The sequence below is a fragment of the Leptospira biflexa serovar Patoc strain 'Patoc 1 (Paris)' genome (assembly GCF_000017685.1).
Lineage (GTDB): Bacteria > Spirochaetota > Leptospiria > Leptospirales > Leptospiraceae > Leptospira_A > Leptospira_A biflexa.
In genome coordinates this window covers 284,037-298,405 of sequence record NC_010602.1, presented here as the reverse complement: position 1 = coordinate 298,405, position 14,369 = coordinate 284,037, and the positions used below count along the sequence as shown (strand labels likewise).

The following is a 14,369-nucleotide window of genomic DNA, read 5'->3' as shown; positions in this document are numbered from 1 at the left end:
CATAAACGGGTCCAATCAACATTTCCTACTATGAATCATTTCTTAAATAAAGTCAAAGTCCTTGGAATTTTTTCCATCACCCAAACGGTCTTCCAAATCGGGACTGTGATGATTATGGCTGTCTCGGCTCTTGCGGGCCAGTCCATCGCCCCTTCTCCTGAATCGGCGTCCCTTCCCATTTCTTTTGTGATTTTAGGGACACTGCTTGGACTTGTCCCTGCTTCAAAATTTATGAAATGGAAAGGGAGTAAGTATGGGTTACTCCTTGGTACCATCATAGGAATTTTTGGAGCCATTCTTGCGACATATGCCATGTCGGAAAAAAGTTTTATCCTTTTTTCCGCCGCACATTTGTTATTTGGTCTCCACCAATCCTTTATCCAGTACCTTCGATTTGTGGCCATGGAATCAGTTCCCACACATGACCGTGCCAATGCATTGTCTTGGATCCTACTTGCGGGGATACCTGCGGCCTTTCTTGGTCCACTTGCTGGATTACAAGGAAAAGAACTGTTCCCTTCGACACTATACTTGGGATGTTATTTAATTCTCATTGCAAGTCTCACGCTACAATTTTTGTTCATAACCTTTTTACCTTCACCTAACAAACGATTTATAACAGAAGATGAATCCACAAATTCCTTATCTCCAAGAGAAATCGCCCGGCCACTTTCTTTTCATTTCAAAAATTTAGGTCTTTGGGTTTCGGTACTTGCCACTGCCTTTAGTTTCGGTCTGATGGCAATGCTCATGACAGCAGTTCCTGTAGCGATGAAGTCACACGGTCATCAAATGCATGCCTCAACAATGGTTTTACAATGGCACGTACTCGGAATGTACATCCCTTCCTTTTTCTCCGGATTCCTTGTTCGTAAGATGACAGCACCCTACTTAATTTTGTTAGGTGTATTTGTGATGGGACTCGAATGTGTTTCGGCTATACAGGGAACTGAGTTTTTACCATTTGCAGTCGCACTCATCCTACTTGGAATCGGTTGGAATTTTATGTATGTCGGTGGGACAAACTTACTTGTCGAACAATACCATCCATCTGAAAAAAACACAATCCAAGCACTCAACGATACCATCGTGTATTCGTTAGCCATTCTTTCTACCTATAGCGCAGGATATCTCGAACATAAAATTGGATGGTTGTCCCTAAATTTGGTGAGTATACCTTTTTTGGTTTTTGTTTCTATCATCACGATGTACTTCATTCAGACTAAAAGGAAAATGATTTTGAATCATGGACAATAAAAAACACTGGGAAACAATTTATACAGAAAAACAACCCAATGAAGTGAGTTGGACCCAAAACATTCCAACTCTCTCCTTAGAATTGATTCAGAGAACAAACAAACCTAAATCAGCACAAATCATTGATGTGGGTGGTGGAGAATCAAATCTAGTAGACCATTTACTTGCTCTTGGTTACCAAAATGTATCCGTATTAGACATTAGCGAAAACGCACTTAGCAGATGCAAACAAAGATTAGGTGAAAAAGGAAAAGATGTCCAATGGATTGTGTCTGATATCACAAAATTCCAAACCGGAACCAAATTTGACATTTGGCATGACCGTGCTGTTTTCCATTTTTTAACAGACGAGGACTCCATTTCCGCGTACAAAAGAAATTTATTGAATGCTTTGAACCAAGAGGGAGAACTCATCATCGGAACTTTTAGTAACGATGGTCCCAAAAAATGTAGTGGGCTCGAAATCAAACAGTACACAGAAGCGACCCTAACAGAAACATTTTCTCCTGAATTTTTGCCTATTAAATTCCAAAGAGAAGACCACCAGACACCGTTTGGAACGGTTCAAAATTTTGTCTTCGGAAGATTCAAAAAAAACATTTAAACCATATTATGTGAGTAAAGACATGGAAAAAGAAATTTTATCGTTCGAAACAATTGTTGGGTTACAAGTCAAAGATGAAGTCCTTTATACAGAGTATCGTAAGGCCATGAAACCTATTTTAGAGCAATACGAAGGTGGGTTTCGGTATGATTTTAAAATCCAAGAAATGTTAAAATCAGAAACGAAAGAGCCAATCAACCGAGTGTTCCTGATCTATTTCAAAAATAAAGAATCTAAACTGAACTTTTTTGCAGATCCCGAATACAAAAAAGTTCGAGAAAAATACTTTGTACCTTCCGTTGAAAGTACAACACAAATTGCAGAGTACGAACGTTTCGTGGATTAAAGGATCTTCCGATTGGCTTTGATTTTTGCAGAAAATTCTTTTGCCATTTCGATTCGCATTTTTCCCTCGGCAAACCTTCGTTTTTCGAGATCCGTCTCTAACTTCAAAGGTGGAACTGGAGCTGGTTTTTTATTTTCATCTAATGCAACAAACGAAAGATAAGCGGTCGTTGCCCTCACCATCTCACCCGTATATGGATTTTCGCGGTTCACCTGTACGCCAACCTCCATCGAAGTTGTTCCCACATAATTGACCATTGCCTTTAGATTCACATGGTCACCAATCTGGATCGGAGTGATAAAATTGATTCGATCGATACTCACCGTAACTGCTTCCCTTCCCGAATGCCTTTGAGCGGACATGGCAGCTATTAAGTCGATCCAACTCATGATCGCACCACCAAAAGCGGTTCCGTAGTGATTGGCATCGTTAGGCAAAACGATATGTCTAGTTTCTACAGCTGATTCTTGCGGTGACTTGGGTGATAATTCATTAGGAGAGGACACAATGAGGATAACTTAGTCTTGACGTTTTGTTTCGAAAAGACTTTTTTAAACATGCCGACATTAGACAAATTTTGGAAGTAAAGGGCAAATGATCACTGACAAACGAAACTACGTCTATTGGCTAAAATTCCGAAAGGATACAGGACCACTTCTCCGGAGATTTTTGTTCGCTGCCTCTGGACTTTTTTTCGCGGCTGCTTGTTTGCATCTAACACCACTTTTAACCAAGTCAGGTGAGATCGATTTTATATTCTTTACCGTTGATTTAGGAATCTCCGTTCTATTTTTATTAGAGTATATTTTAAAAAACAAAGTCCCCCTCATCATTCGTGTGCTCACTTTGATCGGCACTGCCATTTTTATTTCTGTATTGTCTTTTTTGAGAAGTGGTTTACTCGGAACCGGCGAGATCTCACTTGCTTTCATCATCATAACTTTTTTTGTATTTTTACCTCCTATCCCTAGTTTAGTTTCTGCAATCCTGATTTCAATAGTTCCAGCTATATTTGGAATTTGTGTTTACCTTTCTGTTTTATTTTTTCCCGAAGAATTAGGGATGAGAAACCAAAGTCCAACAGAATGGTTTTTTAAATCAGTCAGTTTGTTTATATTTTCCATTCTCTCTGGATTTTTGATCCAACGTCTCAGAGCCAAATTAATTAAAAACATTGTTTATCTGAAAGAATCAAGAGCCAAAATTTTAAAATCAAACCAACAGATCGACAAACTTGCGTATTTTGACTCTCTAACACAATTGCCCAATCGTTATTTATTTGAACGATCCATTCAGAATCGGATTTCATTAGGTCAAAGTGAAGCTTATGTTTTACTGATCAACATCAAAGGGATTAAGGTTATCAATGCCTTACATGGTATTGGTTTCGGTGATCAAATATTAACTCTCATTGGAAATATCCTCAAACAATACACATTGGAAAGACCAGATATTATGGTAGCCAGTTTGGGTGGAGATGAATTTATCCTCTGGATTCAAAACTCATCCAGAACAAGAATCGAAGATGCAATTGTCAAATTTGATTTGAATAATAACCAAACCCTCACACCTGATAGACTGGGTCACAGGTTACAATACCGCGTTTCTGGAATTCACTTTCCAACAGAAGCAAATGATTTGGATGAAGTCATACGTAAATTATCAATTGCAATGAATGTGGCTAGAGAAGAGTCGATTCGTCATTTAGTTTGGTTTGAACCAGAAATGGAGAAAAAAATTGAAAGAGAACAAAAACTAAAAAACCAATTGGAGAAGGCGATCGAAAACAGTGAATTCAGAATTGCTTACCAAGAAAAGGTTGATATCAAAACACAAACAGTTGTTGGATTGGAAGCTCTGGCCCGATGGAATGTACTCGAGTTTGGTGATATATCTCCAGAAGAATTTATACCAATCATCACCAAATCGGATCTCATCGTTCCATTCGGTAAAAATATTTTCCAAAAAGTTGTCAGTCAAATTCCAAAACTATTGGAATCGTATGGGCATCAAATTAAAATATCCATCAATATCTCTCCGATATTCTTTTTATACCCAAACTTTAATGAATACGTAATTGAATATTTAAAAAAACAATCTGTCGATCCAAACATTCTTATTTTTGAAATCACAGAGGATGTCTTCATTGATGAGATCGAAACCATTCAAAAGATTGTATCTTCTCTTCGATCCAATGGAATATCCGTATCCTTAGATGATTTTGGAAAAGGATATTCTTCCTTACATTATATGCAAAAAATTCAATTTGATGAGTTAAAAATCGATAAATCATTTTTAGATGATATCGCTATCTCTGATCGAAATTTTTTACTATTGGAATCCATATGCCATTTAGCAGACTCCCTTGGATTAAAAACAATCGCCGAAGGAATCGAAAGAGAGGAACAAATCATTCGACTGAAAAAAACATCCTGCCATATCGTCCAAGGTTATATTTATTCAAAACCGATAATCCTTTTTGAATGAAATTGAATAACAACTTGTTTCGCAAATTTGTTTTGATTGAAATCGAGTTGCATCATTTTCAAATTCACTCTGGAACCAAATCTTTTCTTTCCTAGTTGCAACCTTTCAAGATAAATTCAATTCTATCCACATGGGACAAGGCCACGATCATACGAATCACAAAACAAAACACCATGACCATTCGCACCATCATTCTTCTGCTTCCAAAAATTTAGCTTTGGCGTTTGTTTTAAATTTATTTTTTTCGATTTTTGAATTGGTTGGTGGGATTTACTCCAATAGTATCGCCATCATTTCTGATGCTTTTCATGATTTTGGAGATGCTCTCTCGCTTGCATTTGTTTGGTATCTACAAAAAGTTTCCGCAAGACCCATTGATCGCCATTTTGATTATGGGTACAAACGTTTTTCTATCTTAGGTGCCCTCATCATTTCAGTTTTATTATCTGTTGGATCCATCTTTATGATCATCGAATCCATCAAACGGTTCATCACTCCCGTTGAGTCAAAAGCAGATGTGATGTTTCTATTAGCGATTGTTGGTGTTCTAGTAAATGGGATTGCCATGCTTCGATTGCAACATGGATCAAGCTTTTCCGAAAAAGCAGTCTTTTTACATTTTTTGGAGGATATCCTCGGGTGGATTGCCGTCCTCGTTGGAAGTGTGATTATGTACTTTTGGGACGTACCATGGTTTGATCCAATGTTATCACTAGCGATTGCGATTTGGATTTTGTACAACGCTTATGGAAACACCAAACAAGTGATGCGTGTATTTTTACAAGCCGTTCCCGTATCACTCAATCGATCTGATTTAATTTCTGATTGGAATAAAATCAAAGGTGTGAAGTCAATACACGATATCAAAATTTGGAGTTTGGATGGAAATCACCATGTGGCTTCACTTCATGTCTTGTTAGATCAAAAAATAAAATTAAACCAATTTCAAAAAATCAAAGAACAAATCCGAAAGATAGCGCTTCAATATGAGATCATTCACACAACCATTGAATTAGAAACTGACGAAGAAAAATGTAATCTACATATCAATTGATTTCATTGGAATGAATTGTTTTTGATTTTTAATTCTTTCAATCCATTGATTGATTTTTGGATATTGCGACAAATCAAATCCACCTTCGTTTGCCACATGTGTATAGGCAAACAAACTAATATCTGCTATCGTCATAAAATCGCCGATTAAATACGGAGTTTTCTCCAATTGAATTTCCATCACTTTGAGGGCTTTATGCCCTCCAGATTGTTTTGATTCATATTCAACTCTTCTCTCTTCAGGAATTCCTAAATAATGTTGGATGAACCTAGCCACAGCTATATACGGTTCATGGCTATATTGTTCAAAAAACTGCCATTGTAATACTTTTGCTCTTAGGTAAGGATCCTTCGGTAGGAATTCACTTCCCTCTGCCAAATAATTTAAGATTGCATTTGATTCCGATAATACCTTTCCATCATCTAAAACAAGTATTGGTATTTTCCCATTCGGATTTAATTTTAAAAATGATTCGGTTTTGGTATCTCCATTTTTAATATCCAACTGAATCCATTCATATGTGATTCCTAAGAAAGATGCAACTAACTGTAGTTTGTAACAATTACCGGATTGGTGATCACCGTAAATTTTCATTTAGTTTCCTATAAAGATCAGGTAAAAAACTTTGAAACTGACCCACTTCTTCAATATTATGTTTGATCCAAGCAGATCCGTGTTTTTTGTCAAAGAATAGAAATTCGAAAATTGGTCTTAAGATTCGAAATGATATCCCTTTCCAACCAACGATGAGCGAATTTTCATAAAATGTTCCATTTTGCATTTCTTTAAAACGATATTCCATTCTTGCGAGTGGGAATAATCCATACAATCGAGGACAATGGATGAATCCTTCTTCATCTAATTTCTCAATGGGACTTGTCACATTGACTATGTATTTTTTTTGTCTCCCTAAGTATTCCACGATCCGTAATATTGCACCTGGGCCAACCGATCCGTCTGTTCTACGTTTTTCGTAACTCACATGTACATGATCTTCAGGATGCCAAACATGGTATCGATTGTAAACTTTCCCTTTGTATTCGATCTCACCCTCTAAATTTTGAAACCACCAAACCAACATTTTGGGAGAAACGCCTTCCAAAATCTCATGCCGGATCCAATACTTCACTCGCCCATCAGGTAAAATTTCCCTTCCTGATTCGGCTGAATCCACAGATTTACGAAGCCACTCAATTTCAAGTTTGGGTAACAGACCTAATTTGACATATTTCATACCAATTCTCCTGTATAGTAAATACTATACTTTGCTTTATCCTATGTAAAGTAAATACTATACAAAAAATCAATCGAAAAAATATCCCACTGAGAAAAAATGATTCCAAATAGACTAAAAAAATTCTGATGAAACTTACCTTAAAACTCTTACAAAATGAATTCGAAGCCTACCTAAATCCTCAAACTGAGAAGGAAAAGGACATCGTGCGGGCGGCAGAAGATGTTTTTGCAGAATTTGGATTCAGTGGGGCCACAACGGCAGAACTGGCAAAAGAAGCTGGCGTCACGGAACGTACTCTTTTTAAATACTTTCCTACCAAACATGATCTATACAAACGAGTGTTATCAGGTCTATTACTGCAAACCATTTTACCTGGTCACATGTCAGACTTAAAAGAAAGAATCCAAAATTTGGACCCAAATTTTAAAGAATGGTATACTTCGATATTGAAGGCACGCTATGAAGCTGTTGCAAAAGATCCAAAAAAACTAAAACTCCTACTCGGCGCCCTTCTATTTTCAAAGGAATTTGCAGAGATTTTTGGGCAAATGTGGAAAGTTAATTTGTATGATACCTCGATGGAAGCATTTCGTTACTTTCAGAAAAAAGGTGAGATTCGAAACGACTTAGATCCCAATCAAATCGTGAGGGCCTCATTTAGTTTGGGGGCAAGTTTTTTAATTACTAAATTTATATTAGCTCCCAAATTTCCAATCGATGTTGATTTGGAAATTCAATCCATAATCAGTATCTTTTACCAAGGGATTTCGAATCAAAAATAATTGTTCGGATGAAATTTGATCATCTCCATTTTAAATAGAAGGTTTATTTTTTTTGGGAACGAGTAATACCACCTTTCCTTTGGTGAACAGTTGGTTTGCTACCTCTTCCACTCCTTCCCCATTTCCCAAATAAAAGTCCACGCGTCCCTCACCTTGGATGGCATTCCCCCGATCATGAACAAATGCCAGATGGTCGTCATATGTCTGTTTAGTGGAATTAAAATGCAAAAGGACAGGAAATCCCAAGGGAATTTGTTTGTCCATCGCCACTGATCTTCCTTCCACGAGTCGTATACCACCACTCCCCAATGGACCTGCTCGCATAACAAAACCATGCTTTTTTGGAATCATTTCTTTTTCAAAAAAGATATACCTTGGATTTTTCCAAATCGCATCGCTTACTTCCTTTGGATTGGTTTTGATACAATTAGAAAGATGATAAGGCTTTAAGCTAGGACAAACTCCTGTTAAATGAATCGAAGGGCTGATATAATCCAATCCATTATCGGCGGCATAATTTATACGAAAGATTTCGTTTGTTTCGGTTTGTACGAGCGCGGATCCTTCCAATTGCGCTAAGTGTAAATCCGTCAAACGAAGGAAAACGATTGCTTGCGAATGGGATTTCCAATGGGATTCTTCTTTCCAATACTCTCGTGGAAAGGAGACAACTTTTGCGTCTACTTTTCCTCGTTTGGGTGGGACAAGTGCCGGGTGAGCATAGTGCCCCTCTGGTTTGGTTTTTCCTTGGACCCGCACTTCATAATACCCAGTGATCAGAGGGAGATCATTCCCTGTTTTTAATTCTACCTCATGGAAATACGGTCGCATCGCCAAACGCAAATCATACTTCGCGTCTCCAACCAACATTTGTTTTTGAATCTTTTGCAGTGGGTGTAAAATTTCATTTCGATGATATGTTTTCCCTAGCACCAAAAAATTTGTTTCTTCTGGGAGTTTTTGTAGGTATTGGATGGACTCATTCAGAGCAAGATGGAGAGCAGAGTGTTTTGTCTTAGAATCAAGGGCTTTCGATTTGGTAAGGATTGGCTTTGCATGGATGCCGAAGTGGAAAATAGAAAGAGTTGGAATGAGAAAAAAAAGAAGGAAAAGCCATTGGAAACTCGAGCCTAACTCTTTCCAAGGAATCGAATCGGAATGGTATCTGGCAAGTTCTCGTTTCATAGGGGAATCACGTTACTCCCATTCCACGTTTTACCTTCCTTTGTGCATTCCCATTCCTTTTGAAGAGGAAAAGCAGTAGAGACAAAAGGAATTCACCTGGAGAGAGGGGAGAATCTGTCTTATGTCACATAAGATCTCATCTGTCCAATCATTTTTACCAATTCCCCTTGACTTCCATGGGGGTACCAAAAACCTTTCAAAAGACCTCATATTTTTGCGATCATAGATAGATAAATTAGGTGTTTCATGAAACGTACATTCCAACCGAGTAAAATTAAACGCGTGAGAACTCACGGATTCCGAGCCAGAATGGCCACCCCAGGCGGAAGAAATGTGATAGCGAACAGAAGAAGAAAAGGACGCGCTAAGTTGACTGTTTCCGACGAAAAAATCGGGAGAAAGTTCTAATTTAGGAGCTTCCTTCGGAGACCCTTCGCGACCAAACCAGGATCCAGGAACTCTTTCGTCAGAATCGAAAAATGGGCAAGCCACCACTTCGTTGGCTTGTTCGGAAAAACGGCCTTCCTTTTGCCAGTTTTTTATTTTGCCCCGATAAAACTCACAAAACTGCCGTTCTTCGCAACCGTTCGAAACGAATCCTAAGGGAACTGGTTCGGAAACATCTTTCTCTGATCCCAGTAGGATACGATTGTGCCCTGCTGGCACAGATAGGTTTTGCGAAATTATCTAAGGAAGACCGAGAGGTTTTGTTCCTTTCGGCACTAAAACAATTCCCATGAATCGGCTGTTTTTGGTTCTCATTTTTCTCTACAAAAAACTGCTTTCTCCATTCTTACCTCCCTCATGTCGATTCACTCCGAGCTGTTCTGAATACGCCAAACAAGCGTTTGAAACTTATCCATGGTACAAAGCGTTTGTGTTGAGTGTCGTTCGAATTTCTAAATGCCACCCTTATCACGAAGGTGGACATGACCCATTACCGAAATCTTATAACAAGAGTTAAATTATGCAAAACGATTCCACAAACAGACAAGGTCGCTTATTCCTCGCTTTATTTTTAAGTTTAGCAGTATGGATGGGGATCAATTATATTTTTTTTCCACCGCAACCGCCAAAACCCAAAGCAGTAGATGAGGTTTCGAAAACAGAAAATACTGATACAAACAAAACAACAACTGCTGATCCCAAGGCAGAAATTAAAAAAGCCACTACTGAATCTACGAAACTGAATCCAGTCAAAACTGAAGATGTAAAAACATTTTCACTCAAAACAGATTCATTCTTAGTTCGATTTTCAAGTTTAGGCGGAAGGATCACAGAATATTATATCAAAGACCATAAAGAACCAGATGGTTCTGAATTTGTGATCGCAAAGGATCCCAAGTTCCAAATTGATTTTGATGGACAAACCGAAAAGGCAGTGGAACTCACAAGGGGCCAAGGGTTTGACTTCAACATCATCGAAGACAAAGACACGATTCCTTTTTCTGCGTATAACTTAGTCAACTTTAGCTCTAGTTACAATGCCGATACCAAAACTGTTATCTTCGAAGCTCCATCGCTCGATGGGAAATTCACCATCCAAAAACGGTTTCAGTTTTTCCCATCTGAAAATTATTTTAAATTTCACTTAACACTGAAAAACAGAACTGGCGAAACCATTCATATATCCCCAACAAAATCGGATGTGTACTTTCGATCCTTTAGTTCCCTTGGTCCAATATTGAAGAAAAAAGAAGACTTTAACGATAGAGACAATGCACATTATTTCCGTTATTACTATTTGGATGGAAGTTTTAAAGACCACGTTGATGGAACAAGCTCACAAGGTTTTTTTGACAACCTATTTGGATCAAACGAAGGAAAAGACACTCGTTATGAAATTAAAAAAGGTTCGAACGACAAAGTTGACTTCGTTGGAACAGGAAGTCGTTATTTCATTGGAGTGATCGATCCACTGGATGACAAACCAGCTGGAGTTTTACTTGATAACCGAAAGGGCAATGAAACCGGAGTTCTCCTTGTTTACGACAATTGGAAACTGGGTCCTGGAGAAGAAATCAAATTAGATTATGCGGCCTATGTAGGGGTCAGAGAATTAGATGGCACTGCATTTCGTGACAGCAAACTTGATCCAAAAATCAACAATGACTCTGTCTTTGCGGGCTTAAGTGAATCACTCGACAAATCCTTCAACCAAGGGATCACCACCCCACTCCGCAATGGAATTGTTTGGATCTTAAAAAAGATCTATTTGGTCATACCTAACTACGGTTGGGCGATCGTGATATTTGCAATTCTCTTCAAATTGGCTTTTTATCCGCTGAACAAAAAACAAGCGGAATCAATGAAGAAGATGCAAGAGTTATCTCCGCAAATCAAACTCATCAATGAAAAATATGCGGATGATCCAAAACTCAAACAAGAAAAGACGATTGAACTTTATAAAAAGAATGGCACCAACCCAATGGCGGGTTGTCTTCCGATGCTCATTCAAATTCCAATCTTTATCGCTCTTTATACCGCCTTCTCTGACACAGTAGACCTTTGGAATTCACCTTTCCTTTGGATCAAAGATTTGAGTGAACCAGATACAGTTTTCACCACTCCAAAGTTAGCTTTCATTGGCACTTTGGCGATCAACATCCTGCCACTCATCATGGTCGCAACACAAGTGGTCCAATCGAAAATGACGACTGTGTCTACAGATCCAAACCAAAAGATGATGATGTATATGATGCCTGTCATCATGTTATACTTCTTCTGGTCAATGCCTGCCGGTGTGACGATGTATTGGACCATGCAAAACATTTTGTCCATCGCTCAACAAGTGTATACAAACAAGTTTGTTAAATCAGAAGACAAAAAACCGACACCAAGCGGTCCAACTCCTGCCAATAACGCACAAGCAATGGCAAGACCTGGTTTTAGAAACCAAAACAAAAAGAAAAAATGAAATCATTGTTTAACAAGGAAGATCACAGATGAATAATTACATTTTCGAAGCCGAAGGAAAAACGAAAGGGGAAGCAGAGGATTATACTCTCGAAACCCTTCGACTCCAATCCGGCGACTTACGTTTCGAAGTAGTTGATTCCGGAAAGTCCGGCTTTTTAGGGATCACTCAAAAAAAACCTGCCGTTGTACGCGCGTTTGTTGCAAACACCGATATCCCATCAGAAAAAATCATACATGGGGTGATCATCACCATTTTGAAAAAAATGGGAATCCCTGCAGAAGTTGTTGGTATGGGTGACGTAGACGGAAAAATTTATGTGGAACTAACCAGTAAAGAATCTGGTCTCATCATTGGAAAACGTGGAGGCACTTTGGATTCACTCCAATTCCTTCTCAATTTGATGGTAGATCCAAAAATTCGTCACAACCGCAAAATTGTTTTAGACATTGAATCTTATCGCGACAAACGCGAGTTATCTCTCATTCGATTAGCAAAATCAGTTGCTGCCTCTGTCATCAAATCGGGAAGGTCAAAACTACTCGATCCAATGAATCCTTTTGAAAGAAGAATTGTCCACATGGCAATCCAAGAAGATGAAAGAGTGTTTACAAGATCAGAAGGAAACGGAACTTTCAAACGTGTTCGCGTGATTTCTGCCAAAGAAAAACACAAATACAAAGATTTGGAAGATCCATCTAAAAAAGGTTTACCTGTTGAAGATTTTGCCGATGGAGTCGACCAAGAAGATCTTGATTGATACCATAGCGGCATTGTCCACTGCCCAAGGCCCCGGAGCGATTGGTATCCTTCGGGTCTCGGGTTCCTTGGTGATGCCTATCGCCCTTGCTGTTCTAGAAAAAAATCAAAAACCCCTCACAGAAACCTTCCTACAAAATCAAAAACGTTCTGCCATCTTTTGCGACTTTGTCGAAAATGGAAAACCTCTAGACCAAATTGTATTCTTTTACTTTCCAGCGCCTAACTCTTACACAGGTGAAGATTTAGCCGAATTTCATCTCCACGGAAATCCACTTTTATTAAAACGAGCCCTTCATGTGTTATTTGAAAAGGGAGCACGACCTGCACAAAAAGGTGAATTTACGAAACGTGCCTATATGAATGGCAAAATCAATTTATCTGGCGCTGAAGCGATCAGTCGATTGATTGAAGCACGATCCAAATATGAATTGGAACTCGCCCAAAAAAATGTATTTGGTGAAATCACAAAATTAAGTTCCAAAATTCGAAGCGATTTAATTTCACTCAAAGCAGAATGTGAAGCCGAAATTGATTTTTCTACAGAAGACCTAACCTTCGAGAGTTTAGAAGAACGAAAAAATAGAATGGTGGCTCTAAAAAATTTATGTTCTAAGCTCATCAAAGACTCTGAAAGAGCGGAATCTTACATATTACAATCTACTGTAGTATTGTATGGAGAACCTAACACTGGAAAGTCGAGTCTTATGAATTTGCTTATCGGAAAGGATCGATCCATTATTTCCGATGTTCCTGGAACAACTAGGGATTATATTGCCGAAGAATTGAGTTTGGATGGAATCCCTATCCGGCTTGTTGACACAGCAGGAATCCGGGATACAACCGACAACATCGAACAGATGGGCATTGAACGGAGCAAAAGAGAAGCAGATAGTGCCAATGTTAAATTATTTTTAATCGATACATCTCTTCCATTTGAAAAACAATCATTCCTTCTCAAACACAAAGATCGCCTATTCGGTTCCCTTATTGTTGCCAACAAAATAGATTCAAAACATCCTTCTTGGCATACGGAATCTATTCATGATATCCAAGAGGAATTCCAACTCACTATTTCAGAAATTTCCTGTAAAACAAAACAAGGGATACCCGAATTATTAGAATTGTTAAAATCAAAATTAACATCCAAAGATGATACGGAAGACTTGGTCTTATTAGAAGACCGCCAACGGTATCACATTCAAAAAATTGAATCTTGTTTATCGGAAGCCATCCAATTGATGGAAAACAACGCTCCCGCAGAAATTTATATCCAGGAAATTAATGTCGCTTTGCATGAAATTGGCCAAGTGAATGGAGTTGTGGAAAATGAGGAAATTTTGGGTCGAATTTTCAGCAAATTTTGTGTCGGAAAATAAATCGGTTCTAGTCAAAAATTTAAGATTGTATAATCACCGAATTAGTATCTAATTGGTCGCACATTCGATACGAGGTAAAAAATGAAAAAATTTCTTGTGATTCTCACTCTTTTCTCTTTCAGCAGTTTTGGTTTGTTTGCGCAAACAGAAGCAGACGAAGAACCAACGATGCAAGCGGAAGAAGCTTCTGAAACCGTTAAACCTAAAAAAGACAAAATGAACAACAAAGACGGTGAGAAAAAAGAGAAAAAGAATAACAAAAATGGCGAGAAAAAGGCTAAAAAAGCTAAGAAAGCCAAAAAAGAAAAGAAAGCTAAGAAAGACGCTGAATAATACTTTCTATCTTCCATTGGAAAAACCCC

General features: G+C 38.3%; 16 protein-coding genes and 1 pseudogene. 13 read left to right on the top strand and 4 right to left on the bottom strand.

What is annotated here, in order from left to right:
- Nucleotides 1-30 precede the first annotated feature (30 nt).
- The 3 genes from LEPBI_RS01480 to LEPBI_RS01470 are packed head-to-tail and all read left to right on the top strand — an operon-like array spanning nucleotide 31 to nucleotide 2,207.
- The gene (locus tag LEPBI_RS01480; RefSeq protein WP_012387335.1) at nucleotides 31-1,257 is read left to right on the top strand and encodes an MFS transporter; all 1,227 of its coding nucleotides are present in this window, start codon (nucleotides 31-33) and stop codon (nucleotides 1,255-1,257) included.
- Nucleotides 1,247-1,861, top strand: a complete 615-nt coding sequence (locus tag LEPBI_RS01475; RefSeq protein WP_012387334.1) for a class I SAM-dependent methyltransferase — start codon at nucleotides 1,247-1,249, stop codon at nucleotides 1,859-1,861. Before LEPBI_RS01480 ends, LEPBI_RS01475 begins: the two co-directional genes overlap by 11 nt.
- Before the next feature lie 22 nt (nucleotides 1,862-1,883).
- The gene (locus LEPBI_RS01470; RefSeq protein ID WP_012387333.1) at nucleotides 1,884-2,207 is read left to right on the top strand and encodes a DUF1330 domain-containing protein; all 324 of its coding nucleotides are present in this window, start codon (nucleotides 1,884-1,886) and stop codon (nucleotides 2,205-2,207) included.
- Here the strand turns inward: LEPBI_RS01470 and LEPBI_RS01465 are convergent.
- Complete coding sequence (locus tag LEPBI_RS01465; protein WP_012387332.1) at nucleotides 2,204-2,713, bottom strand: acyl-CoA thioesterase; 510 nt, start codon at nucleotides 2,711-2,713, stop codon at nucleotides 2,204-2,206. The two genes, LEPBI_RS01470 and LEPBI_RS01465, sit on opposite strands and share 4 nt — an antisense overlap.
- Before the next feature lie 88 nt (nucleotides 2,714-2,801).
- Here LEPBI_RS01465 and LEPBI_RS01460 point away from each other — a divergent pair, with 88 nt between their 5' ends.
- Nucleotides 2,802-4,694 (top strand): putative bifunctional diguanylate cyclase/phosphodiesterase, encoded by a 1,893-nt coding sequence (locus tag LEPBI_RS01460; RefSeq protein ID WP_012387331.1) that lies wholly within the window; start codon nucleotides 2,802-2,804, stop codon nucleotides 4,692-4,694.
- Between the two features lie 130 nt (nucleotides 4,695-4,824).
- A complete protein-coding gene (locus LEPBI_RS01455) occupies nucleotides 4,825-5,748 on the top strand; it encodes a cation diffusion facilitator family transporter (RefSeq protein ID WP_012387330.1) in 924 nt (307 codons plus the stop codon).
- On the opposite strand, the gene LEPBI_RS01450 is transcribed toward LEPBI_RS01455, so the two are convergent.
- Nucleotides 5,734-6,342, bottom strand: a complete 609-nt coding sequence (locus LEPBI_RS01450; protein ID WP_012387329.1) for a glutathione S-transferase family protein — start codon at nucleotides 6,340-6,342, stop codon at nucleotides 5,734-5,736. The two genes, LEPBI_RS01455 and LEPBI_RS01450, sit on opposite strands and share 15 nt — an antisense overlap.
- The gene (locus LEPBI_RS01445) at nucleotides 6,326-6,982 is read right to left on the bottom strand and encodes a DAPG hydrolase family protein (RefSeq protein ID WP_012387328.1); all 657 of its coding nucleotides are present in this window, start codon (nucleotides 6,980-6,982) and stop codon (nucleotides 6,326-6,328) included. Before LEPBI_RS01445 ends, LEPBI_RS01450 begins: the two co-directional genes overlap by 17 nt.
- 128 nt (nucleotides 6,983-7,110) lie before the next feature.
- Here LEPBI_RS01445 and LEPBI_RS01440 point away from each other — a divergent pair, with 128 nt between their 5' ends.
- Complete coding sequence (locus LEPBI_RS01440; protein WP_041769570.1) at nucleotides 7,111-7,767, top strand: TetR/AcrR family transcriptional regulator; 657 nt, start codon at nucleotides 7,111-7,113, stop codon at nucleotides 7,765-7,767.
- 30 nt (nucleotides 7,768-7,797) lie between these two features.
- Here LEPBI_RS01440 and LEPBI_RS01435 read toward each other — a convergent pair whose 3' ends face one another.
- Nucleotides 7,798-8,952, bottom strand: coding sequence for an MltA domain-containing protein (locus tag LEPBI_RS01435; RefSeq protein ID WP_012387326.1), 1,155 nt, complete (start codon nucleotides 8,950-8,952; stop codon nucleotides 7,798-7,800).
- A gap of 246 nt (nucleotides 8,953-9,198) precedes the next feature.
- On the opposite strand from LEPBI_RS01435, the gene rpmH reads away from it, so the two are divergent.
- The 7 genes and pseudogenes from rpmH to LEPBI_RS01410 all read left to right on the top strand — a co-directional run bounded on the left by rpmH (nucleotide 9,199) and on the right by LEPBI_RS01410 (nucleotide 14,340).
- Nucleotides 9,199-9,360, top strand: a complete 162-nt coding sequence (rpmH, locus tag LEPBI_RS18815) for a 50S ribosomal protein L34 (RefSeq protein ID WP_081431642.1) — start codon at nucleotides 9,199-9,201, stop codon at nucleotides 9,358-9,360.
- 26 nt (nucleotides 9,361-9,386) lie between these two features.
- Nucleotides 9,387-9,692, top strand: a pseudogene (rnpA, locus tag LEPBI_RS18810) (ribonuclease P protein component); the annotation flags it as partial.
- The gene (gene yidD, locus LEPBI_RS18805; protein ID WP_012387325.1) at nucleotides 9,689-9,916 is read left to right on the top strand and encodes a membrane protein insertion efficiency factor YidD; all 228 of its coding nucleotides are present in this window, start codon (nucleotides 9,689-9,691) and stop codon (nucleotides 9,914-9,916) included. The pseudogene rnpA and the gene yidD, both read left to right, overlap by 4 nt.
- Nucleotides 9,917-9,919: 3 nt before the next feature.
- Entirely contained in the window at nucleotides 9,920-11,869 is a 1,950-nt protein-coding gene (gene yidC, locus LEPBI_RS01425) for a membrane protein insertase YidC (RefSeq protein ID WP_012387324.1), read from the top strand.
- Nucleotides 11,870-11,897: 28 nt separating this feature from the next.
- Nucleotides 11,898-12,629 carry an RNA-binding cell elongation regulator Jag/EloR gene (jag, locus tag LEPBI_RS01420; protein WP_012387323.1) on the top strand — a complete coding sequence of 244 codons (732 nt, stop codon included), beginning with the start codon at nucleotides 11,898-11,900 and terminating at the stop codon, nucleotides 12,627-12,629.
- On the top strand, nucleotides 12,622-14,007 hold the full coding sequence (gene mnmE, locus LEPBI_RS01415; RefSeq protein ID WP_012387322.1) for a tRNA uridine-5-carboxymethylaminomethyl(34) synthesis GTPase MnmE: 1,386 nt from the start codon (nucleotides 12,622-12,624) through the stop codon (nucleotides 14,005-14,007). Before jag ends, mnmE begins: the two co-directional genes overlap by 8 nt.
- A gap of 81 nt (nucleotides 14,008-14,088) precedes the next feature.
- Entirely contained in the window at nucleotides 14,089-14,340 is a 252-nt protein-coding gene (locus LEPBI_RS01410) for a hypothetical protein (protein WP_012387321.1), read from the top strand.
- Nucleotides 14,341-14,369: the final 29 nt, after the last annotated feature.

Coding starts and splice junctions, on each gene's coding strand:
- LEPBI_RS01470 (WP_012387333.1), top strand. CDS start 1,884: ATGGAAAAAGAAATTTTATCGTTCGAAACAATTGTTGGGTTACAAGTC.
- LEPBI_RS01480 (WP_012387335.1), top strand. CDS start 31: ATGAATCATTTCTTAAATAAAGTCAAAGTCCTTGGAATTTTTTCCATC.
- LEPBI_RS01450 (WP_012387329.1), bottom strand. CDS start 6,342: ATGAAAATTTACGGTGATCACCAATCCGGTAATTGTTACAAACTACAG.
- jag (WP_012387323.1), top strand. CDS start 11,898: ATGAATAATTACATTTTCGAAGCCGAAGGAAAAACGAAAGGGGAAGCA.
- LEPBI_RS01440 (WP_041769570.1), top strand. CDS start 7,111: ATGAAACTTACCTTAAAACTCTTACAAAATGAATTCGAAGCCTACCTA.
- LEPBI_RS01475 (WP_012387334.1), top strand. CDS start 1,247: ATGGACAATAAAAAACACTGGGAAACAATTTATACAGAAAAACAACCC.
- rpmH (WP_081431642.1), top strand. CDS start 9,199: ATGAAACGTACATTCCAACCGAGTAAAATTAAACGCGTGAGAACTCAC.
- LEPBI_RS01445 (WP_012387328.1), bottom strand. CDS start 6,982: ATGAAATATGTCAAATTAGGTCTGTTACCCAAACTTGAAATTGAGTGG.
- yidC (WP_012387324.1), top strand. CDS start 9,920: ATGCAAAACGATTCCACAAACAGACAAGGTCGCTTATTCCTCGCTTTA.
- LEPBI_RS01455 (WP_012387330.1), top strand. CDS start 4,825: ATGGGACAAGGCCACGATCATACGAATCACAAAACAAAACACCATGAC.
- LEPBI_RS01410 (WP_012387321.1), top strand. CDS start 14,089: ATGAAAAAATTTCTTGTGATTCTCACTCTTTTCTCTTTCAGCAGTTTT.
- yidD (WP_012387325.1), top strand. CDS start 9,689: ATGAATCGGCTGTTTTTGGTTCTCATTTTTCTCTACAAAAAACTGCTT.
- LEPBI_RS01435 (WP_012387326.1), bottom strand. CDS start 8,952: ATGAAACGAGAACTTGCCAGATACCATTCCGATTCGATTCCTTGGAAA.
- LEPBI_RS01460 (WP_012387331.1), top strand. CDS start 2,802: ATGATCACTGACAAACGAAACTACGTCTATTGGCTAAAATTCCGAAAG.